The sequence below is a fragment of the Paraburkholderia sp. J10-1 genome, from assembly GCF_905220165.1.
Classification (GTDB): Bacteria; Pseudomonadota; Gammaproteobacteria; order Burkholderiales; family Burkholderiaceae; genus Paraburkholderia.
On sequence record NZ_CAJMYW010000007.1, the window covers coordinates 227,130 to 247,029 of the forward strand.

General features: G+C 63.6%; 19 protein-coding genes. 7 read left to right on the plus strand and 12 right to left on the minus strand.

Features of this window, described 5'->3' with window-relative positions:
* The first annotated feature begins 94 nt into the window (after positions 1-94).
* Positions 95-526 carry a hypothetical protein gene (locus U5A65_RS22650; RefSeq protein ID WP_321909997.1) on the plus strand — a complete coding sequence of 144 codons (432 nt, stop codon included), beginning with the start codon at positions 95-97 and terminating at the stop codon, positions 524-526.
* 176 nt (positions 527-702) lie between these two features.
* Here the strand turns inward: U5A65_RS22650 and U5A65_RS22655 are convergent, their stop codons facing one another.
* Positions 703-1,014 carry a hypothetical protein gene (locus U5A65_RS22655; protein WP_321947497.1) on the minus strand — a complete coding sequence of 104 codons (312 nt, stop codon included), beginning with the start codon at positions 1,012-1,014 and terminating at the stop codon, positions 703-705.
* A gap of 216 nt (positions 1,015-1,230) precedes the next feature.
* On the opposite strand from U5A65_RS22655, the gene U5A65_RS22660 reads away from it, so the two are divergent.
* From U5A65_RS22660 to U5A65_RS22675, 4 genes are all read left to right on the plus strand, one after another.
* Complete coding sequence (locus tag U5A65_RS22660) at positions 1,231-1,887, plus strand: TetR/AcrR family transcriptional regulator (protein ID WP_321947499.1); 657 nt, start codon at positions 1,231-1,233, stop codon at positions 1,885-1,887.
* A 61-nt stretch (positions 1,888-1,948) separates the two neighbouring features.
* Entirely contained in the window at positions 1,949-2,671 is a 723-nt protein-coding gene (locus U5A65_RS22665) for a Pr6Pr family membrane protein (protein ID WP_321910002.1), read from the plus strand.
* 23 nt (positions 2,672-2,694) lie between these two features.
* Positions 2,695-3,204, plus strand: a complete 510-nt coding sequence (locus U5A65_RS22670) for a DUF1697 domain-containing protein (protein ID WP_321947501.1) — start codon at positions 2,695-2,697, stop codon at positions 3,202-3,204.
* 53 nt (positions 3,205-3,257) lie between these two features.
* Complete coding sequence (locus U5A65_RS22675) at positions 3,258-3,563, plus strand: NIPSNAP family protein (RefSeq protein WP_321947502.1); 306 nt, start codon at positions 3,258-3,260, stop codon at positions 3,561-3,563.
* 24 nt (positions 3,564-3,587) lie between these two features.
* Here U5A65_RS22675 and U5A65_RS22680 read toward each other — a convergent pair whose 3' ends face one another.
* The 4 genes from U5A65_RS22680 to U5A65_RS22695 are packed head-to-tail and all read right to left on the minus strand — an operon-like array spanning position 3,588 to position 8,710.
* Positions 3,588-4,880 carry an MFS transporter gene (locus tag U5A65_RS22680; RefSeq protein ID WP_321947504.1) on the minus strand — a complete coding sequence of 431 codons (1,293 nt, stop codon included), beginning with the start codon at positions 4,878-4,880 and terminating at the stop codon, positions 3,588-3,590.
* 17 nt (positions 4,881-4,897) lie between these two features.
* On the minus strand, positions 4,898-5,449 hold the full coding sequence (locus tag U5A65_RS22685; RefSeq protein WP_321947506.1) for a GAF domain-containing protein: 552 nt from the start codon (positions 5,447-5,449) through the stop codon (positions 4,898-4,900).
* A 30-nt stretch (positions 5,450-5,479) separates the two neighbouring features.
* A complete protein-coding gene (locus U5A65_RS22690; protein WP_321947508.1) occupies positions 5,480-6,892 on the minus strand; it encodes an MFS transporter in 1,413 nt (470 codons plus the stop codon).
* Between the two features lie 33 nt (positions 6,893-6,925).
* On the minus strand, positions 6,926-8,710 hold the full coding sequence (locus U5A65_RS22695) for a gamma-glutamyltransferase family protein (RefSeq protein ID WP_321947509.1): 1,785 nt from the start codon (positions 8,708-8,710) through the stop codon (positions 6,926-6,928).
* 225 nt (positions 8,711-8,935) lie between these two features.
* Between U5A65_RS22695 and U5A65_RS22700 the strand changes: the two genes are divergently transcribed.
* On the plus strand, positions 8,936-9,586 hold the full coding sequence (locus U5A65_RS22700) for a FadR/GntR family transcriptional regulator (RefSeq protein WP_321910015.1): 651 nt from the start codon (positions 8,936-8,938) through the stop codon (positions 9,584-9,586).
* 27 nt (positions 9,587-9,613) lie between these two features.
* Here U5A65_RS22700 and U5A65_RS22705 read toward each other — a convergent pair whose 3' ends face one another.
* The 6 genes from U5A65_RS22705 to U5A65_RS22730 all read right to left on the minus strand — a co-directional run bounded on the left by U5A65_RS22705 (position 9,614) and on the right by U5A65_RS22730 (position 16,531).
* Positions 9,614-10,030: a heme-binding protein gene (locus tag U5A65_RS22705; protein ID WP_321947511.1), complete on the minus strand. Its 417-nt coding sequence runs from the start codon at positions 10,028-10,030 to the stop codon at positions 9,614-9,616.
* 204 nt (positions 10,031-10,234) lie between these two features.
* On the minus strand, positions 10,235-11,431 hold the full coding sequence (locus U5A65_RS22710) for an NnrS family protein (protein ID WP_321947513.1): 1,197 nt from the start codon (positions 11,429-11,431) through the stop codon (positions 10,235-10,237).
* Positions 11,432-11,600: 169 nt separating this feature from the next.
* Positions 11,601-12,743 carry a porin gene (locus U5A65_RS22715; protein ID WP_321910020.1) on the minus strand — a complete coding sequence of 381 codons (1,143 nt, stop codon included), beginning with the start codon at positions 12,741-12,743 and terminating at the stop codon, positions 11,601-11,603.
* 88 nt (positions 12,744-12,831) lie between these two features.
* Positions 12,832-14,118 carry an MFS transporter gene (locus U5A65_RS22720; protein WP_321947515.1) on the minus strand — a complete coding sequence of 429 codons (1,287 nt, stop codon included), beginning with the start codon at positions 14,116-14,118 and terminating at the stop codon, positions 12,832-12,834.
* A 32-nt stretch (positions 14,119-14,150) separates the two neighbouring features.
* A complete protein-coding gene (locus U5A65_RS22725) occupies positions 14,151-15,596 on the minus strand; it encodes an aldehyde dehydrogenase family protein (RefSeq protein ID WP_321947517.1) in 1,446 nt (481 codons plus the stop codon).
* A 35-nt stretch (positions 15,597-15,631) separates the two neighbouring features.
* Positions 15,632-16,531 carry a TauD/TfdA dioxygenase family protein gene (locus tag U5A65_RS22730; protein ID WP_321910025.1) on the minus strand — a complete coding sequence of 300 codons (900 nt, stop codon included), beginning with the start codon at positions 16,529-16,531 and terminating at the stop codon, positions 15,632-15,634.
* Between the two features lie 106 nt (positions 16,532-16,637).
* On the opposite strand from U5A65_RS22730, the gene U5A65_RS22735 reads away from it, so the two are divergent.
* Positions 16,638-17,327, plus strand: a complete 690-nt coding sequence (locus U5A65_RS22735; RefSeq protein ID WP_321936515.1) for a helix-turn-helix domain-containing protein — start codon at positions 16,638-16,640, stop codon at positions 17,325-17,327.
* An 18-nt stretch (positions 17,328-17,345) separates the two neighbouring features.
* Here U5A65_RS22735 and U5A65_RS22740 read toward each other — a convergent pair whose 3' ends face one another.
* Complete coding sequence (locus tag U5A65_RS22740) at positions 17,346-19,319, minus strand: ATP-binding protein (protein WP_321947519.1); 1,974 nt, start codon at positions 19,317-19,319, stop codon at positions 17,346-17,348.
* Positions 19,320-19,900 lie beyond the last annotated feature (581 nt).

Consider the following 19,900-nt stretch of genomic DNA (forward strand, 5'->3'; position numbering starts at 1 on the left):
GGCGCGGCGGCGAAACGGACTGTGCGACGGCGCCCATACCGGCACGCCATTTGCGCTCAGAATAGTGCCAGATGATTCGATAACGGGAGCGGCAATGGGGGCAGGAAAATTAACGTTGGCTGTGCAATGCATGACCGTCTGCGCGGGCCTTGCGGGAACACCGGCTTCACACGCCGCAGGCACCTTCGACGGCAATTGGAACGTGACGCTCACCTGCCCCAAAGGTGCCGCGGGCACATCCGGCTACCGCTATCAATTTCCGGCCGAAATCCAGGAAAACGTCCTGCACGGTGAGCACGGCGAAAGAGATGCGGGTGGCTGGCTCACGCTGGACGGCAAGCTCGAACCCGACGGGTCGGCCACCCTCGTCGCCCAGGGTCTGGCCGCACCATCGCCCTACGCGATGGGCCACGCCAACGCCAAAGCGCCCTATTCGTACGAAGTCAGCGCACAGTTCGACGCGACTTCAGGTAGCGGTTCGCGCACGACGGCGCGCAAATGCGACTTTGTGTTCGTAAAAGAATGACTGGCGCGGACGGCTCGCGGCGCGCACGAACCGGCGCCAGAAAAGAAAAAGCCCGCTTCAGAGAGCGGGCTGAATCCATATCAGGAGGAGACATGGAGGAGACGAATGCAGTATAGGGTTTTCCCCTAATCTGCGCAACTGTTTTTTCACGGTTTTGCCGCAGCCTGCTTCGGCCCTTAATCGGCGTGCTTTTCTCTCTGAACCGCGCCGAAATGAAACGCAAGAAAAAGCCCCATGACGAGCGCGCCGGCCAGCACCGCGACGAGGTCTTCACGCGTGACAGGCTGTTCGAGCGGGCGCATGCCAAGCGCCACCGCGATCGCGATATTCACGAAGCCCCAAACCACGTTCACAACGGGCGACGAGTCGCCTCGCCCTCGCGGACGCGCGAAGGGTGTGGGAAAAGGCAGCCCCTGCAGGCCGGAAGCCAGATGCGGGACCGCGTTGCAAAAGAACGCACCGGCAAAAAAGAGCCAAACGTACGGCATGTCGTAACCTCGAACGGACCAGCGGGAAGGGGCAGCGGGATGGCGCATCGGCGGCGATCGCCGCGCTGAAATGCGAGGATACCCTCACAAATAATAGTAGAGAGTCGCCTCGCATAAGTCAATTCATCCGGTTCGGATGGAATGATTCCGTACGTCTAGATGCCGCTCGAATCGGCATGAAATCTATCATGCTAATATGCGAGGAATTCCTCTCATATGCCCGCATTTGAAGATTTCGTCATGACGCCCTCCACGCCTGTCGCGCAACCCGCGCGGCCAACCGAACCCAAACGCGAAAGGGGCCGCCAGCGGGTGGCCGCGATCATGGACGCCGCCGTCACCGTATTCACCGAGAGGGGTTACGACGCGGCCACCATGACCGAAATCGCGGCGCGCTCGTCCACGGCAACGGGCTCGCTGTACCGCTTCTTCCCCACCAAGGAGGCGCTGGCCGAGGCGCTGTTGCTGCGCTACGCGCAGCAGGCGAGGAACGGACTCGCCGAACTCGAGCAACAGGTCCCGGAAATGACACTCGAGGCCGTAGCCGATGCGCTCGTCGACTTCGTGCTGCTGTTGCAGTCGCAACGCAGCTTTGCCGTCGCTCTCGTCGACGCCCGCAGCGGCAGCGACGACCACCGCAAGCGCTTTCGCGAGGCGATGCGCTCAGGCGTGGCCGCCATCCTGAGCCGCGCGATCGTGCATCTCAAGCCAGCCAAAGCAAAAGTCATGGCGATCGTGCTGATCCATATGCTCAAGGGCGTCGCGAACATCGCCAACGAAGAGCCCTCGGCGCGGGCCGTGCTGATGGCCGAGCTTCGCGATCTCGTGCGCCTGTATCTCGTTTCGGCTGCGCAGCGCGCTGACGGCAAATAGCCTGCTGACGCAGGAGAAACGGCGTCAGGCGCGCGCGATCTTTGTGCGCTACCATCGCTGCATGTCCGAACAACCGCTACCCGCCGCTGCCGCGCCGCTCTCCCAAAGCGCTTACGCCACCGCATTGGCGGGTGTGATCGCACTGCTCGCGTGGGGAGCGCTTGCCGCGCAAACCGACATTACGATTGAGCGCATGGTGCTGCGCGGCTTCGATACGTTCGAGGCCATCGGCCGGCTTTCGGCCTACCTGACCAATCTCACGGTGCTGCTCGTCGCGCTCACCTTCACCTGCATCGCGCTGCGCCTGCGCGCGTGGCCGGCACGCTTCTTTAGGGCTCCGGGCACAGTGAGCGCCGTAACGGTGTACATCGTCTTCGTTGGCATTGCTTACAATGTGTTGCTGCGTCATCTCTGGACGCCGCACGGATATCGCGCGTTGCTCAACGAAAGCCTGCATACCCTGATTCCGCTGTTATGCGCGGCATATTGGCTGCTGTTCGTGCCGCGCCTCACCCTTGGTGCTCGCGATCGCCTCGCCTGGCTCGTCTATCCGCTGGGCTATCTCGCCATCACCTTCTGGCGCGGCAGCGAGACGGACTTCTATCCGTACCCGTTCATCGACGTCGGGCAGCTCGGCTATGCGCACGTGCTCGTCAACAGTGCCTTGCTGCTCGCCGCCTTCATGGTGCTGATGGCGCTCTTCGTGGCGATCAACGCGAGAAGGCGCCCTGCCATCGTGGCAAACGACGGGCTCGGCGCAACGGACTTGCGGCGCCCCGACTAACTTGCCGTTTCTCGATCAAATCCATGCCTGTCTATATCGCCCTTCTGCGCGCCGTGAATGTCGGCGGAACCGGCAAGCTCCCGATGCCCGAACTTCGCGACATGTGCGAAGCGCTCGGGTTCACGCACGTGCGCACTTATATCGCGAGCGGCAACGTGGTGTTCGAGAGCGGGCTGGCCGAAGCATCGGTGAAAAAGAAGCTCGAGCAGAGCCTGGAGGCTTATGCCGGCAAGTCCGTTGGCGTTGTGGTGCGCACGGCCACGGAATTCGCCGCGGTGCTGCAAGGTAATCCGTTTCCGGCTGCCGCGCCGGATCGCACGGTCGCCATCTTTCTCGACATACCGCCGCCCGCGGACGCACTCGACCATGTGAGCGGCCAGAACGCAGAAGAATTGCGCCTGGGTGAGCGCGAGATCTATGTGTTTTACAAGGACGGCATCGGGCGTTCGAAGCTCAAAATCGCTGCGGCGAAAGCTGGCACGTCGCGCAACATGAATACCGTGGCGAAGCTGCTGGAGATCGCGCAAGCGTGACCTCCAGGTGAGTCGCGGTGCACACCGCTCTTCAACAACCCAAAGAAAGACCCATGATTACCTGCTACCTGCGTTACGTCATCGATCCATACCGGCTCGAAGAGTTCGAAACGTACGCCAAAATGTGGATTCCGCTCGTCGAAAAGTTCGGCGGCAAGCATCACGGCTACTTCCTGCCCTCCGAAGGCGCCAACAATATCGCGCTCGCGCTCTTTTCGTTTCCAAGCCTCGCGGCCTATGAAACGTACCGCGCCGATTCGATGCAAGACGCCGAGTGCCAGGCCGCGTTTCGTTATGCCACCGATACGCGTTGTATCGTGAGTTACGAGCGGAGCTTTTTCAGGCCGGTGTTGTCATAACCGGCATTGCACAAGCGCTACGCATCACCCCCTGCCCGCCGCCGTAGCCAACGCCGCCTGCTGCACCTCCCCACTCGCCTGCCCCGGATCGCCCTTGCTCGTATCGTGCAAGCGATCCGGAATGAAAAGCGCCATCACGCCGCTCAGGAAAAACACCGCGCCAACCACAAGAAAGCCCATGCCGATCGAAAACTGCGTGGCGATATAACCGATCACGACAGGGGCCGCGCCCGAACAAAAGCGCCCCACGTTATAGGAGCCGCCAACAGCCGTGCCGCGAATACGCGTTTCGAAGCTCTCCGACATGAACGTGCCGATCGTGCCCAACGGCACGCCATAAAGAAAGCCGAACACGAGCATCAGCCACGCGATGTTTTCGCGGGTGTGCAATAGCACGATGACGGGCAGAAAGACGGCCGCGCCGATACAGCCGAGCACGTACACGCCGCGCCGGCTCCAGCGGTCGCCCAGCCAGCCCGCCACGATCTTGCCGATGAACGCAACGACCCACGTCGCGGTCATGTACCCCGTCATCGCGCTGAATTTGATGTGCAATTCGCTCTCCAGATACGTGGGCAGCCAGTTGTTCAGGCCATAGAACCCGGAGAGCGCAAACACGGAAGCAAGCGACCAGAAGATGAACATCCTGCGCGCCTGGCGGTCCGCGAAAATCAACGCGTAGCGGTTGTCGTGCCAGCGGCGGCCGCTCGGGCGCGCCGCGGCCTCGCTCATGCGCCAGCTCGGCGGCTCGGGCACGAAGAAGTGAATCGCCACCGCGAGCACCACGGGCGCAGCCGCCATATAAAACAGCATGCGCCAGCCATAGTGCGGCAGGATCCAGGTGCTGAGCGCGATCACGGTGATATAGCCCGCCGAAATCGCTGTTTGCAGCACGCCAAGTATCAGCGAGCGCCGCGCCATGGGCACGTACTCGGCCACGAGCGTGCTCACCAGCACCATGCAGCCAATACCCATCGAACTGATGAAGCGCACCACTGCGAATTCGAGGAAGCTGTGCGTGAGACCGAGCAGGCCCGCGCCCACCGAGAACAGCATCATCGCCCAGACCACCACGCGCACACGACCGAACGAGTCGCTCGCCCAGCCGCCCAGAATGCCGCCAATCGCCATGCCGAGCAGCGTCAGGCTGCCGAGCGCGCCCGCTTCGACATTGGTCAAGCCGAATTCAGTCTTGATGCGCGTGAGCGTGAGGCCGTACATCATGACGTCCGCGCCGTCCACCAGCAGCGCGAGATAGCCGAGCGCGAAGACGAGCAGCCAACGGTTGGCGTTTCCTGCGGATGTCGTTGTGTTCATCGACAAAGGTCCTGCAATCAAAGGCTTGAATGGGCCGCAAAAGACATGCCGTGCGCAACTAGCGCAGGCGCGAGAAACGCGCCGAGCAGCAGGCCCGTTTCTTCGTGTTGCGAGGTGTACCAGCCCTCTACGTGCGTGAGGTTCATCGTGCCGACACAGCGGCCATCATAGGCAACCGGTATGTTCAGAATCGAGCCGAGGCCCATCGCCGTCATCACCGCGTGATCGTCGAAGGCTTCACGCAGGCCTTGCGGCGTCGTGGCGCGAAACGGTTCGAGATCCGAAAGAATACGTTGCGCCCATGGCGTGCCGCTTTTCTTCTTGCGTCCGCCCGGTGGGTAGACGTCCGGCATGTTCGTGAACAGGCGCTCCACCTCCTGCTTCCCGGCGTCGTAGGCCATGATGGTGAAGAGGCGAAAACCGATCGCTTCGGCGGCGACGGCACACACTTCGCGAAAAATCGCATCCGGTTGCCCGGGCTGGCGAATCACGCGCGAAAGGCGCGCGAGATCGGCGACTTCACGCTGCAGCGCATAGGGTTCGTTCGCGAGGGAAAGGGGCGTTTGCATGGGACGTAGGGAAGTGAGCAAGGCGTGCGCTCAGCCTCGCAGCCCGTCGCGGGCGAGCGGCTTGTGCGTGTCGAAGCCCGCCTGCGCGCCGCTCGCCTCGATGTCTTCGAGCGAGCGATTGCGGGTTTCGATGCCAAGGAAGAACACCACGCACGCGCCCGCCAGCAACACGGTGGTCGTCATGGCGAACACGCCGAAAAAGCCGAACGCGGGGTACACGAGCCCAACCAGAATGGGTGCGCTCACTGAGCCGATACGGCCGAACGACGACGAAGAGCCCGTGCCGGTCGTGCGCACGGCCGTAGGGAAGACCTCCGGCGTATAGGCATAGACGCCCGCAAAAGCGCCATTCATGAAGAACGAGAGGCACACGCCTGCCACCGTGATCTGCACGCCTGTATGCGAGAAAGCCAGCGCAATTGCGGCAAGGCCGCCGAGCGTCATATAAGAGGCCACGACGCCTTTGCGGCCAATGCGTTCGTTGAGCCACGCCGCCGAGAAATAGCCGGGAATCTGCGCACCGTAGATGGCGATCGAATAGCCAAAGCTCTTCGTGAGCGTCAACCCTTCCTTGACCAGCAGGCTCGGAATCCACGAGAAGAACGAGTAATACGCAAAGGCGACGGAAAACCACATCAGCCAGCTCACCGCCGTCGTGCCCACGAGCCGCCGCGAGAACAGCGTCAGCACGTTTTGCAGCGCACTGCCACTGCCCTGCGCCACGGCCGGAATCGCGCCTGTCGAGCCAACCGGCGCCAGCGCAATCCCCTCTTGCTCGTAGCGCGACTCGATGGCCCGCACGATAGTGTCGGCCTCGGCGGAGCGTCCGCGGCTTTCGAGCCAGCGCGGCGACTCGGGCAGCGTTCTGCGCCACCAGAGCAGCATCACCACCGGCAGCGAAGTCAACACGGCAAGATAGCGCCAGCCGTCTGGGAAATTGCGCACGACGGTATAGCCGAGAATCGATGAACTTAGATATCCGAACGACATGAAGCCGACGAGCGCGCCGCAGAACATGCCGCGATAGCGACGCGGCACGAATTCTGCAAGAAACGGGGCGATCACGACCGTTTCCGCGCCCGAGCCGAAACCCGCGAGTATGCGCAGCGCGAAAAACGTGTGCCAGTCTTGCGCGGTGGCGCTCGCCATGGATGCCGCGCAATAGATGGCCAGCGCGCTCATCATGATGCGGCGTCGGCCGATCACGTCGGCCAGCACGCCGGAGAGGAACGCGCCGAAAAAATAACCGATATACGTGCTGCTGGCGACGAGTCCCGTTTCGGCGCTCGTCAAATGCCAGAGCTTGCTCACGACTGGCAGCAAGAAAGCAAGCGACGACGAGTCCAGCCCGTCGAACATATAGCCAAGCCCGCCGATCAGCAGCAGTTTGCGGTGGAAGCCAGCGAGCGGCAGTCTTTCGAGTCTGGCAGGGACGGTGGACATGGTCAGTCGGTTCCGGTTGAGCGTGGCACGTGTTTAGCGGCCAATCGCGTAGGCCTGCATCTGGCGCGGCGTTGCCGCGCCGCGCATCAGGCCGTTGCGGATGCCCACCGCGCAGACGCGCCCGAGCCCCCACGCCTCGGCCGCGGTGAGGTCGTGGCCGCGCGCGCGCAGTTCGGCGAGCGTGGCTTCGGGAAAGCGCGACTCGGCCGACATCTTGCCGAGCTGCATCGAGCGCGGATAGAACGAGCCGGGAAAATGCGCCGTCTGGAACGAAGGGGCGTCCACGGCGGCCTGCAGGTTCATGCCCGCATGCACGTGACGCAGGAACAGCTGCATCGACCACTGATCCTGCTGATCGCCGCCCGGCGTGCCGAACGCGGCGTAGGGCTTGCCCTCGCGCGTGACGAGCGTGGGCGAGAGCGTCGTGCGCGGACGGCGGCCCGGACCGAGCGACGAAGGCAGGCCCTCTTCCATCCAGAACATCTGCGCGCGCGTGGTGATGTTGAAGCCGAGGCCGGGCACCGCGGGCGACGCCTGCAGCCACCCGCCCGACGGCGTGGCCGACACCATGTTGCCCCAGCGATCGACCACGTCGAGATGCACGGTGTCGCCGCGCAATTCGGGTAGCGGCGCGAACGTCGGCTCGCCCTGGCCGAAACCGCCGGGCTGCTGCCGCCCCGCGTTCGCCAGAATGCGCGCCGCGCGCGCTTCGCTGTCGAGCAGTGCGCCCGGACGGAATTCGAATGAGGCCTTGTGCGGATCGACAAGACGGCGGCGCTCGTCGTTGTAGGCGTCGCTCAGCAGCGTCTCCATCGGGACGTTCGCAAAGCGAGGATCGCCGTAGAACACGTCGCGGTCGGCAAAGGCGAGCTTCGACGTTTCGATGACCGTGTGGACGAAATCCGGGCCGAACGGATCCATCGCGTCCAGATCGAAGCCCGTGAGCAGCGCGAGCTGTTGCAGGAACATCGGCCCCTGGCCCCACGGTCCGGTCTTGTGCACACGCAGGCCTTGATAGTCGTACGAGAGCGCGTCCTCGTAAGTGGGCTCCCAGCGCGCGAGATCGTCAGCATTGAGCAAGCCGCGATTGCGGCGGCCCGAGGTGTCGAGCACGTCGGTCGAGCGGAAATACTGGTCGATGGCGTCGGCCACGAAGCCGCGATAGAACGCCGAACGCGCGAGTTCGCATTGTTCGGCGCGATCGCTTTTCGCGCTCGCCTCGCGCAGGATGCGGCGGTACGTGGCCGCAATGGCGGGATTCGCAAACAGCTCGTTCGGTGCAGGCGCGTCGCCGTTGCGCAGCCACTGCTCGGCGGAGGTCGTCCATTCGCTGAGAAAGAAGTCCTTGATCGCGAGAATCGACGCGCACATGCGCGGCAGAACCGGATAACCGTGCTCCGCGTAGCCGATCGCGTAGCTCAGCACGTCTTCGAGCGGCAGTTGCCCGTAGTCGCGCAGCATCGTCATCCATGCGCCGAACGCGCCCGGCACCACGGCGGGCAGCAAGCCGGTGCCCGGCACGACTTCGAGCCCGAGCGCGCGCATGCGCTCGATCGTCATGGCCGCGGGCGTCACACCCTGGCCGCACAACACGCGCACGCGGTCTTCCCGCGCGCTGTAGAACACGACCGGCAACTCGCCGCCGGGACCGTTGAGATGCGGCTCGACAATCTGCAGCACGAAGCCGGCTGCGGCGGCCGCGTCGAACGCGTTGCCGCCCTTCTCGAGCACCGCCATCGCCGACGCGCTGGCAAGCCAATGCGTGGAGGCCACCATCCCGAAGGTCCCGATCAGTTCCGGACGCGTTGTAAAAGACATCTTCCACTCCCTGTGCGAAAGGTTCGAACTTCTGCCGAACCATTCACCATTGGTTCCACAATCCGTCACGATCAGCTTACGAAGGAAGATTTTTGGCCGCACCCGGTGTTAACCCTTAAATTTACGCGCTTATGCCAGCTTTCGTCAGTCCCTGAGACCTCGTGTCTTGCGCGCGACAGCCTGGCTGCTAGAATCGAACCAATACTTAATGGTTCACATCGCACCATGGAAAGATCCGCGCTCGACAGCCTGCTTGCCTACATCGCACAACACCGGTTGAAAGACGGCGACGCGTTGCCGCCCGAGCGCAAGCTCGCCGAGGACCTGGGCGTGAGCCGCCGGGAACTGCGCGCGGCGCTTGCCTCGCTGGAGGCGTCGGGCCGAATCTGGCGCGGCGTGGGACGCGGCACCTACCTGGGCGCGCGGCCGCTGAAATTCGCGCCCACGCTGCGCGGCCTGCGTTCGCGCACGAGCCCGGCCGACATCGCGGAGATGCGCCTCATGTTCGAACCGGCATTAGCCGGTCTTGCCGCGGCGAAGGCCACGCCCGAGGATCTGACCGAGCTGGAGAAATGCGTGAAAAGAAACGCGACAGCAAAAAACGATGAGGAGTGGCAACTATGGGACCAGCGCTTTCACCTGCTGATCGCGCAGGCCTCGCGCAATCCCGCGATCATTGCCCTCATGGAAGTGATCAACGGCATGCGGGTCAAGCCAACCCAGCGTGAAAAGACCACGGACCAGGCTACGCGTCATCATTTCGCGCAGCAGCACCAGTCCATCGTCGATGCGATTCTCGAGCGCGACGGCGAAACCGCCGCGCGCTGCATGCGCGAGCATCTGCTGAACGTGCAGGGATACGGTTCGCCGCATTGACTGCCGGAATACCAGTGCGTCGAGCGCTCACTTCACCGTGGACGCTGCGGCCTTGCACGTTACGGCGTCCTGATCGCCCGTGCCACCGCTGCAGCCGATCGCTCCGATCAACTTGCCGTCCTCGACCAGCGGGAAGCCACCGGGCGAGGCCACGAGCCCATGGTCGAGCGTGGCCACGTAGGCATGACCGCTCTCGAACTGGTTGTAGAAAACGCGCGTCTCACGGCGAAAGCGCGCGGAGGTGCGCGCCTTGTTCTGGGAAACCTCGACGGAGGCGTATTGCGCACCATCCATGCGTTCGAATGCGACGAGATCGCCATGTGGATCGACCACGGCGATGTTCATTTTCCAGTCGTGCTTGCGCGCCTCGGCCTCAGCGAGTGCGAGCAGATGCTTCGCCGCATCGAGCCCGATAGGCAAACCGTAAGGAATATCGTAAGGCATACGCTCCGGCACAGCGGCATCCGGCGGCGTGGAAGCTGACGTTTGAGCCTGCACGGTGGTTACAAAGACGAGACAGGCTGTGGCTGCGATCTGAACACAGTGATGCATTGCCCCCTCCTACGTCGGCGGGCCCGGGGCGCAACGCGCGGCAAGCCCAGGCCAACCAACATACTCGCGCAACACGCTGTGTGCAAGGCCGAAGGGTCAGCCCTCCTTACCATCGGCACGCGGCGCGATGAGCCAGCCGGCGTAGCGGTAGCAATAGGCCGCGAACGCAACGACCCAGCATGCACCTGAAGCTTCGATCCAGAACGTGAGCCACTGTGGCGCGAGCCATGGTCCCGCCACACGCATCAACGCGGCGATCACGAGCAACCCATAGCAGGCGATATCGAAGCCGCCAGCCACCAGCTTGCGGCCCGTATGTCCGCGCGCCGTGCGCGTGATCATCGCCATGATCGCGCAGCCGATAGCGCCCACCGTGAACGCGTGAATGGCCAGCGTATGCGCGACGAAACCCAATGCGGCGAGCGCAAGCAGCGCGAAGCCAACAGGTATCCACGCATAGGCGATGTGCAAGATGGTCAGGATCGGCCGGTTGCCGACCCGCCACGAACGCCAGCCCCAGATGCGCGCGCCTTGTGCACACGCCGCCGCAAGCGCCGCTAGCGCGACAAGCACGCCGGAGCCGAACACCGCGTCGAGCACGAACGCCAGTGCGCTTAGCGGCAGCACCGCGCGCTCGACCCCATGCCAGCTCCGGGCCGTGTAACCCGGCACAGCGTTGGCCGTGAAAGACGGGATGATGCGCCCGCCGATGATCGTGATGAACAGCACCAGCATGCCCACGGCGAGATACGCGCTGTGCAGCGCCCAGTCCGCGCGGCCCGCCAGCATCGAGAGGTGGAACGCCACGTTCAGCGCGGCGAGCATGCCGAGCGCGACCGGCAAGAAGATGTTGTGGCTGTTCTTTGCGCCGATAAGTACACGCAGCAGCACGATCGCGCACGCGGGAAGAAAGAGGCTGTCCACCACGGCGGCCACGCCAGGCGTTGCGTAGGCAACGGTAATACGCCCGGCGAGCCACAGCAGCCAAAGCGCCGCCAGCGACTTGCCCTGTGCTGGCGTGACCGACGTCCACGCGCGCACGGCGGTCAGAAGAAACCCCGCTACGATCGCCGCGCCGAAGCCGAAAATCATCTCGTGCACGTGCCAGAACATGCCCGGCAGGTACGAACCGAGACCCGGCAACGGGTGGCCGGCATACGCGGCCATCCAGGCCAGCACGGCCGCGCCGCCGAAAAGCGCACCGCCAAGATAGAACGGCCGGAAGCCGAGCGCCCACAGCGCGAAACCACCGCGAGCCGCGGGGGTGGGTTCTTCGATTCGAAAGACGGTCATGATCGCCCTCGCCAATACATACATTTTCAATGCATGTTATATGGACTGGCGAAGAAATGCCGCCGCAAAGCTGAAAACGCGATGTAATGCCGCAGGCGCGAGTCCGGCCGCTCCCTGCCGGCGCCACGTTCGACGAGAAAACGGACGCGGCCCGCGCCGCGTCTCTCGCTCAGAACATATGGCGCAAGCCCACCATCATGCCGAGCTGCGTGGTGGTCGCCGCTGCACTGACGCCAACAAAACCTTGCAGTTGCGCCCCGACCAGGCCGCCGCGGTACAACGAGTAATCGGCTTCCGCATAAACGCTCGTCGCACGCGAGAGATCGTAGTCGGCCAACAGCTGGAATTGCGTGGCGTTACCATCGCCGCTTTGTTTCTTGCCTTCTTGCAGCGTGCGCCACACGTTGGCGGAAAGATGCGTATTGTCCCCGACCAGCTGCGAAACGCCGCCAAAGAACATTTCACGCGAAGAAAACGTATTGAACTTGAGCGCAGTGAGTTGCGCGGCTGTGAACGGGCCGTTCGGAAAATTCCCCATAAAGCCGGCGTCCTGCCGGTTCATCGCCCAGCCGAAGTTGACGGTCGTTTCCGCAAACGTGTACGCCGCGCCTGCGGTCCACGCCTTGAAGTGCGCGGAACTGTTGATCGCGTCGCGCGTGTCCAGATAGCCTGCGGCGAGGCGCAACGGCCACTGCGGAATATAGGTGACCGAGGCGCCGATCTGGCTGCCCGCGCCGAATGCGCCGGCTTGTCCGCCGAACGCGTATGAGAGTTCAAGCGTGATGTCCTGCCAGCGCGCAATGTATTTCGCCATGTTGCTGGCCCAGACGCCCTGGGCCATCGCGACTTCCGGGCGGAACTGGTAGACCGTCGGCAACCACTGCGCACTCACGTAGGTTTTCAGCACGGCATCCGCAAGCGGGTTGGTCTGGCGCCCCAGCGTCAGCCGGCCGAGCGTGGAAGACTGCAAACCCACATACGCCGTGTTGAAGAACGGATAACCGGGATCGCTCATGCCGGAGTTCGGGAAGAACCGGCTCTCCAGCTGGAAAACAACGCGATTGCCGCCGCCGAGATCCTCCGCGCCAAGCAGCCCCCAGTTGCTTTCGCTGAGACCGCCGTTGGCGAGTTGAACCTTGTCGTCCCCGGCCGCATTGGCATGGGTCGTATAGCGCACGGCGGTGTCGACGATTCCGTAAAGCGTCACCGACGATTGCGCGTGCGCCGCCGAACCAAACGCAGCCATCGCCACGGCAACGGCCATCCGCGCCGCCCCGCCGAACTTGAGCTGCATTGCGTTGCTTGATTGCATCGAGTCTCCTGTCGCAGTTATCACGTAGTTATCAATTGCTGGCCGAACATCGACTTCAGTCGAGAACGACAATTCGGAATGCTTGACATCACGCCGCAATCCGGCGTGCGATGCGCTCGATCGACCGCTCAGGGTTGAGCACCACGAGGCCGCCCAACGCAAGCACCACGAGCAGCGCCCCGGTAAGCAGCAGGCCTTGCTCGAAGCCCACCGCTACGTTGTCGTGCGCGCCGCGAATCAGCCAGCCCACTACGGGCGGCGCGACGATGCCTGCTATCCACGCGACCGAATACTCGATGGCGAGCGCCGCGCCGCGTTGCGAGGCTGGCGCGATCTGCGCGACCATTGCGGGACCGAGCGAATAAATGATCGGCGTGGTGGCAATCGCCAATGCGATCAACGCGATCTTGACGAATGGGCCGAAATCGCAAACCGCAACCCCGAGCAGCAGAACGCCGCCAACGGCCAGACACCCGCAAACGAACGCACCGCGCGCAATACGCGATGGCACGCCACGCGTCATGAGCCGCTGCGACCACGCGGAAAGCACGAGGCTCACCGGCCCACTCGTTACGAGCACCGCGGCGAAGAGTTGGCCGGCGCGCTGCGGCGCAAAGCCGAGCCCCTGATTCAGGTAGGCCGGTAGCCAGGTCAGGGCAAGCGCCAGCGTCAGGAAGGCCGCAAAGTGCAGTGCGATGATGCACACCACAGTGCGGTCGGTCAGGAGCGACCGATAGCGCACGCGCGGCGCGGGTTCATCCGCATCCGGGCCCGTTGCCACGTTCGTTGCGTGTGCATCGAGTTGCCCTTCGCGCCCGACGATCAGCCACAAGACAGCCCATGCCAAACCCAGCGCCGCCAGCACGATGAAGTTGGTGCGCCAGCCCCACCGCGCGTCGATCCAGGGCACGGCAATGCCCGCGACGACCATGCCGAACACGCCGCCCTGCTGGAACACCGAGACAGGCAGATTGCGCTTTGCATCGGGAAACCACTTGTAGCAAGCATGAATCGCGATGGGCTGCGCCGGCCCTTCGCCCGCGCCCAGCAGCACGCGGCAGGCGATCAAGGTGGCAAGCGACGCGCTGTACGCAATCGGAAGCTGCACAACGGCCCACAACACGGCCATCGCGAGCAGCAGCCACCGCGTGGGCCAGCGGTTCGAAAGGAAACCGCCCACCACGCCTGTCACCGCGAACAGGAAGAAGAAGCTGCCCGCGAGCAGTCCGTATTGCGCTGGCGACAGGCCAAGCTCTTTCATGAGCGGCGCCGCGACGAGACCGAGCACGACCTTGTCGATGAAATTGATCGCAACGAGCAGGAACAGCATGAGCGTCATGAACCAGGCGCGCGCGGGTTGATAGGTGGGTTGCATGCTTGTGTTTTCTGGAAGTGAGACGGCGCGGCTTAGCGGCCTGAGCCGAAGTACCAGCGCAAGACCGCACGCTGAACCGCACGGCCATAGGGCGGATGAAACAACTCGACCGGAAACCATCGATGCTCGGCGAACACGGCCTTGGCATGCGAAAGCTCGCGAAAGCCCTCCTCGCCGTGGTAATTGCCCATGCCCGACATGCCGGTGCCGCCGAAAGGCAGCGAGTGGTTCATCGCGTGCCATCCCCAGTCGTTGAGCGTGACACCGCCGGAGTGCGTTTCCTGCATCACGCGGGCGTGCTCGCGCGCATCGGCGCCGAACCAGTAAAGCGCGAGCGGACGCTCGCCCCGGCGCACGTAGTCGAGCGCATCGCCAAAGGTTTCATACGCGATCACCGGCAGCAGCGGACCAAAGATCTCCTCGCGTGCAATGCGCATCTGCGGACGCACGCCGGTGACGATGTGCAGCGGCAGCTGGCGTCCGGTCGTCGCACACGACCCGCATACGGTGACCTTCGCGCCGAGCGCGCGTGCGTCGTCCAGCAGTTCGAGCATGCGGCTGTGTGCACGCGCATCGATCATCGACGTATAGTTCGCGCCGTCGCCCACCCACCCTTCGAAGGCCTGCGCGGCCGCTGCCACAAACGCTTCGACCGATTCGCGGGGAACCAGCGCATAGTCGGGCGCAACGCAGATCTGGCCCGCGTTCACCGTCTTGCCGTGAACGATGCGGCGCGCCGCACGCGCGAGATCGGCCGAGCGCGAGACGAGCGCCGGAGACTTGCCGCCCAGTTCCAGCGTAACGGGCGTCAAGTTGTCGGCGGCGGCACGCATCACCTCGCGCCCCACTGCCGGCGAGCCGGTAAACACGAGATGATCGAAAGGCAGTGCGCAAAAACGCTTTGCGCACTGCGCGTCGCCCTCGATCACCTCGACTTCGTCCGGGCCGAGTGCGTCCGCAAGCAGCGCGCGCAGCGCACGCGAAGAGGCGGGTGCGTATTCCGAGGTCTTGATCAGGCAGCGATTGCCCGCGGCGAGCGCGGTGGCGAGCGGCCCGAGCGCGAGATAGAACGGAAAATTCCAGGGCACCACAATGCCGACCACGCCCTTGGGCTGGTACTGGACCGCGGCACGATTCGTGCTGAACAACAGTTCGGGCGAGCGCCGCGACGGCCGCATCCAGCGCTTCATATGCCGCAACAGGTGGTCGATATGCAGCAGCGAAGGCAGCAGGTCGACGAGCATCGTCTCGCCCGCGGCGCGCACGCCGAAGTCCGCCGCTGCGGCTGCCGCGCAATCGGCGGCGTGACGGCGCAACGCGTGACGCAGGCCCTGGAGCGTGTCGCGCCGTTGCGCGTAGGTAGGATAAGGCGCGGCGGCGAAGGCCGCGCGCAACGCTGCGAAACGTGCCGCCAAATGGGACGCAACGGGATCGTCCGCGTTGTGCGGCGTGCGCCATGCCTGATCGATCAGCTTCATTGAACGAGTCTCCCGGGATTGTCAGTGGCCTGCGTTCAAACCGGCACGTCACCGATAATCGTCGCGCGCAGCATGCGCCTGCGAGCTGGGAAGTAGTCCTGAATAGCGTAGTGCTGCGTCGAGCGGTTGTCCCAGAACGCAATCGTGTTGGGGCGCCACTTCAGGCGCACCTGATACTCGGGCACGGCCGCCTGGCGATACAGGTATTGCAGCAAATCCATTTCGGCCAGGCGGAAATCGAAGCCAAAGCGCACCTCATTCTTTTCGATGAAATTCGCCAGGTGCGTTGTGAACGCTTCGTTCACGTACAGCACACGCTCGCCTGTTTCCGGATGCGTACGCACGACGGGGTGCATGACCGGCGGAAATGCGGCGCGGCGCGACTCGCGCTCCTCGGGCGTCATGCGCGTGCCAAATGCGGGCAGCAGATCATGGACGGCGATGAGGCCTTCCAGCGCGTTGCGCGTGGCCTCAGGCAACCGCGCGTACGCTTCGGCCATGTTCACCCAGATCGTGTCGCCACCCACCTTCGGACACTCGATACAACGCAGCATCGAGCCCATCGAAGGACGCGCACGCCAGCTCACATCCGAGTGATAGACGTTTTCGCGGCCAGGGATCTTGCTGTCGCCGCCCAGCACCACAAGCTCCGGATGATCGGGGTGATGCGGAAAAACCGGATGCACTTCCAGCTCGCCAAAACGCTGCGCCAGTGCCACCTGCTGTGCGGCGCTAATGTCCTGATCGCGGAACACGAGCAGCTTGTGCTTGAGCAGCGCAGCGCGCAATGCGGCGTACTGGTCGTCGTCGAGCGGCTGCGTGAGGTCGATGTTGCCGACCTCCGCGCCAATCACAGGCGACATCGGCTCGATGCTGAACGACGTCTTGAGGGCGCCCGCACTGACAATCGCGGGACTTTCGGGGGTGGCGTGCATGACTCTCTCCATGGTGATTCGAACCCGGCGCACAAAAGATACTCACGGGTATCGTTTTGAAAGATACTATTGGGTATCATTTGACGGGTCAACCGAGGGTTTTCCCATGTCACACCACGATGAAAAGCCGTTGTCCGAGTCTCTGGAAAGCGGGGACGGGTTCGTCGCGCCGCGCTACCGCAGCGGCCAGCGCTCCGCCGACGCCCTGCTGGAAGCGGGCCGGGTCCTGCTTGCGGAGATCAGTTACGAGGCGCTGAGCATCAACGAACTGTGCAGTCAGGCGAACCTTACGAAGGGCGCGTTCTATCGACGCTTCGAAAGCAAAGACGCCTTCTTTCACGCGCTCCAGCGTCTCGCGCTCGACGACGCGGCGCGCGTGCAGCGCGCGCTCACAGTCGAGTTGGATCGGGGTGGCGCCAGCACGACGACTGCCGCCGAGTATCTGCGTCTCGTGGTCGATAGCGTGCGCGTGTGGCACCTGAGGCATCGCGGCATGATTCGGGCTTCGTTGCAGCGGCGCGACCATACGGCCGACGGCTGGCAACCCATCAAGCAGTTCGCGCGCGGTTTCGTCGACGAGATCGCGGCGCACCTCATCCGCCTGCCGGAACTGCGGCGCAACAAGGAAGCGGTGGCGCGGCTGAAAATCGGCTTCCAGACTGTTATCGCCACGATGATCAATGCGGCGCTGAACGACCCCGGCCCGCTGCGGCTGGACGATACGGCCATGACCGACGCACTGAGCCGCATGCTCACGCTCTACGTGGTGACGCCCGAAACCGATACCGCGGCCTGAGCCGCTCCACAGGCAGGCTTAAGAGGAGGTTCTTTGGGCTGCGCTTCCGGCGCGGCCAAGCCTCGCCACCCGCGGCTGCGGGTGAGTCGCACGCCCTCGCGCCACATCGAGCGACTCGCCGGCATAGGGCAGCCACACCGTGAAGGCCGTTCCGCCCCCTTCGCGCGACGCCACTTCGACGCTCCCGTGATGAGCCTCTACGATCGAGCGGACGATAGACAGACCGAGCCCCATGCCGTGCGGCTTGGTGGTATAGAACGGCTCGAACAGGCGCTGCGCCGAAACGGCCCCGCAGCCGCTGCCGCGGTCGGCCACGGTGAATTCAACGCCGTCGGCAAGCCGTTGCGTGCTTATCGTGAGGATACGGGTGGCCTGGCCGGTATCCTGCATGGCGTCCATGGCGTTGATCGCGAGATTGAGTACGACTTGCTGGACCTGGACCGGGTCGCCCATGATCTCCGCATTGCCTGCGGCGTAATTCTCTTCCACGCTAATGTTGCGTCGTTTCGCTTCCGGCGCGATCAGCTTCAACGCGCATTGCAGTGTGGCGTCGAGCGGCAGCGGACTGAACGCTACGCTCTGCTTCTGCAGCAAGCTGCGCAAACGCTGCACCACGTCATTGGCCCTCAATGCATCGCGCTTCACATCGGAGAGGATTTCCCTCAACTCGTCGGCATCGAGATGCGAGGACTTCATGAGCAGTTCCGCGGCATCCGCATTGCTCAGGATCGCGCCCAGCGGCTGCCCCACCTCATGCGCAATCGAGGCACTCAGTTCGCCCACCGTCGCGAATCGCGCCGCACGCGCGAGTTCGCCGCGCCGCGCAGTGACTTCGGCTTCCGCAAGCCGGCGGCTACGGCGCTGCGCCAGCAACGCGACGATGGTGAGCGTCTGGGCCAGCAGCACCGCCAGCGCGATCAGCACCACTCCGCGGTATTCGCGGAAAATCGACCTGGGAAAGTCGATCAACCGGCACTCCGCTGGCAGCGCCGAGGCAGAAAGACCATAGCGTTCCAGTTGCGTGACGTTTGCCGTGCACCGCGCGGGCAGCGCGGGGAACGCCGGCCCGTCGACGCGGCCTGGGCTGCGCAGGATCGACAACGCGGCTTGCGCGGTCAAGCGAGCGTTTTCTTCGAAGTCGTACATGGCGCCCGCCGTCACCCCGCCGTCGAGATAGGTCGAATACCACGCGTAGATGGGCGCACGCGAAGCCGCGACCAGATTGGGCACGATTTGATACGGCAAATAACGATGCCCCTCGCTGTCCCGATACATGGTCGTATAGACCACGGCCGTTTGCCTGTCGAGGTGTGCGAGCCGCTGCTCGATCTCGCGCAACGGCAGCCCCCGCCATGTTTCGACGGTGCTCCAGTGAGCGCCGTGCAACGTTGCCACCTGAGCGACGCGATCGATGAATGAGTAATCGGTGTCGGTCGCGCCCCCGATCACCACGAGTCGATGCGCGTCGGGTTGGAGGTCCTCCGCGATCGCCAGCGTTTTCGTGATGTCGATTCGAAACGGCACGCGATTGAAGCCTGCGGGCAGCGTGTGCTGCGCAAACCACTCTTCAGGCACACTCGTTAGCAGTACGGGTGCGCCGGGCCATAGCTGCGCGTGATTCTTCAATGCGAAATCGGCGGCATGGATGCCTATCCCCACCACGAGATCGATGCGCTGATCCGCATACTTCTTCTTCATTAGCGCCAGAAATTCGGGCGCGAGGTCGTCGGAGCCGAAGCGAAAGCCGTCGAGTGCGTCGAGATACACTTCCGCACCGTTTGCAGCGGACGTCTCCAGTATGCTTCTGAGCGCCTTGATCTGTACCAGGACAGCCGGCTGTATCGGGTCTGCGCCCGCGAGGATCTCCACGCGCGCGGGTTCCGCGGCGAGCGCGGCCGCCGCGCCAATGAGCAGCCACACGAGCGTAATTGTCCCTGTCGCTTCGGCAAGCCCGCGCACCCGCGCCAAAGCACTCGAAAGCGCGGCGAGCACGCCAGACCGCCGATGTCCGCAAACATGCATCGACAGGCTTCCATGAACGGTGCGTGGCAAAGCGCCTTTCTCCATTTCAGGCACGGCGTGAGATTATTCGCTGAAACATGGTCGCACTTCGTCTTTAAATCCGGATATTCGCGAATGCCGACTAGTGCAATGCGTCAATTAGCAAGCCCGTAATTCGTTCGCTTCACGCCATCCCTTCAAAAAGAAGATCTTCCACTCAGCCGATTGCCGAAGGCATGCTGCGCCATTTGACCTTGAAAGCTGGATTTGGCGGCTTCAGGTTTGCAGCAAGCGACTGGCGCAGTTCATCCCCCCTTCATGCAATGCGTTATAGCAATTTCCCCAGTTCCCCGGCTCCTGACTGTACAGAAAGGTTGGAAACTGACGTTATCAGACACCTCATGTTTAGTATGGCGAATATTCAATATGAATCGAAACCAATGAAATGACAGCCCGTATTGCCCTGCCCTTGCGGGCAATCCCGTTGCCCCTTCTACCGATAGCGAAACCGTGTGGCCGCTCCGATACTGAACGCCGGTACGTCAACGCTCCGGCTGACCATGGCCCATCCC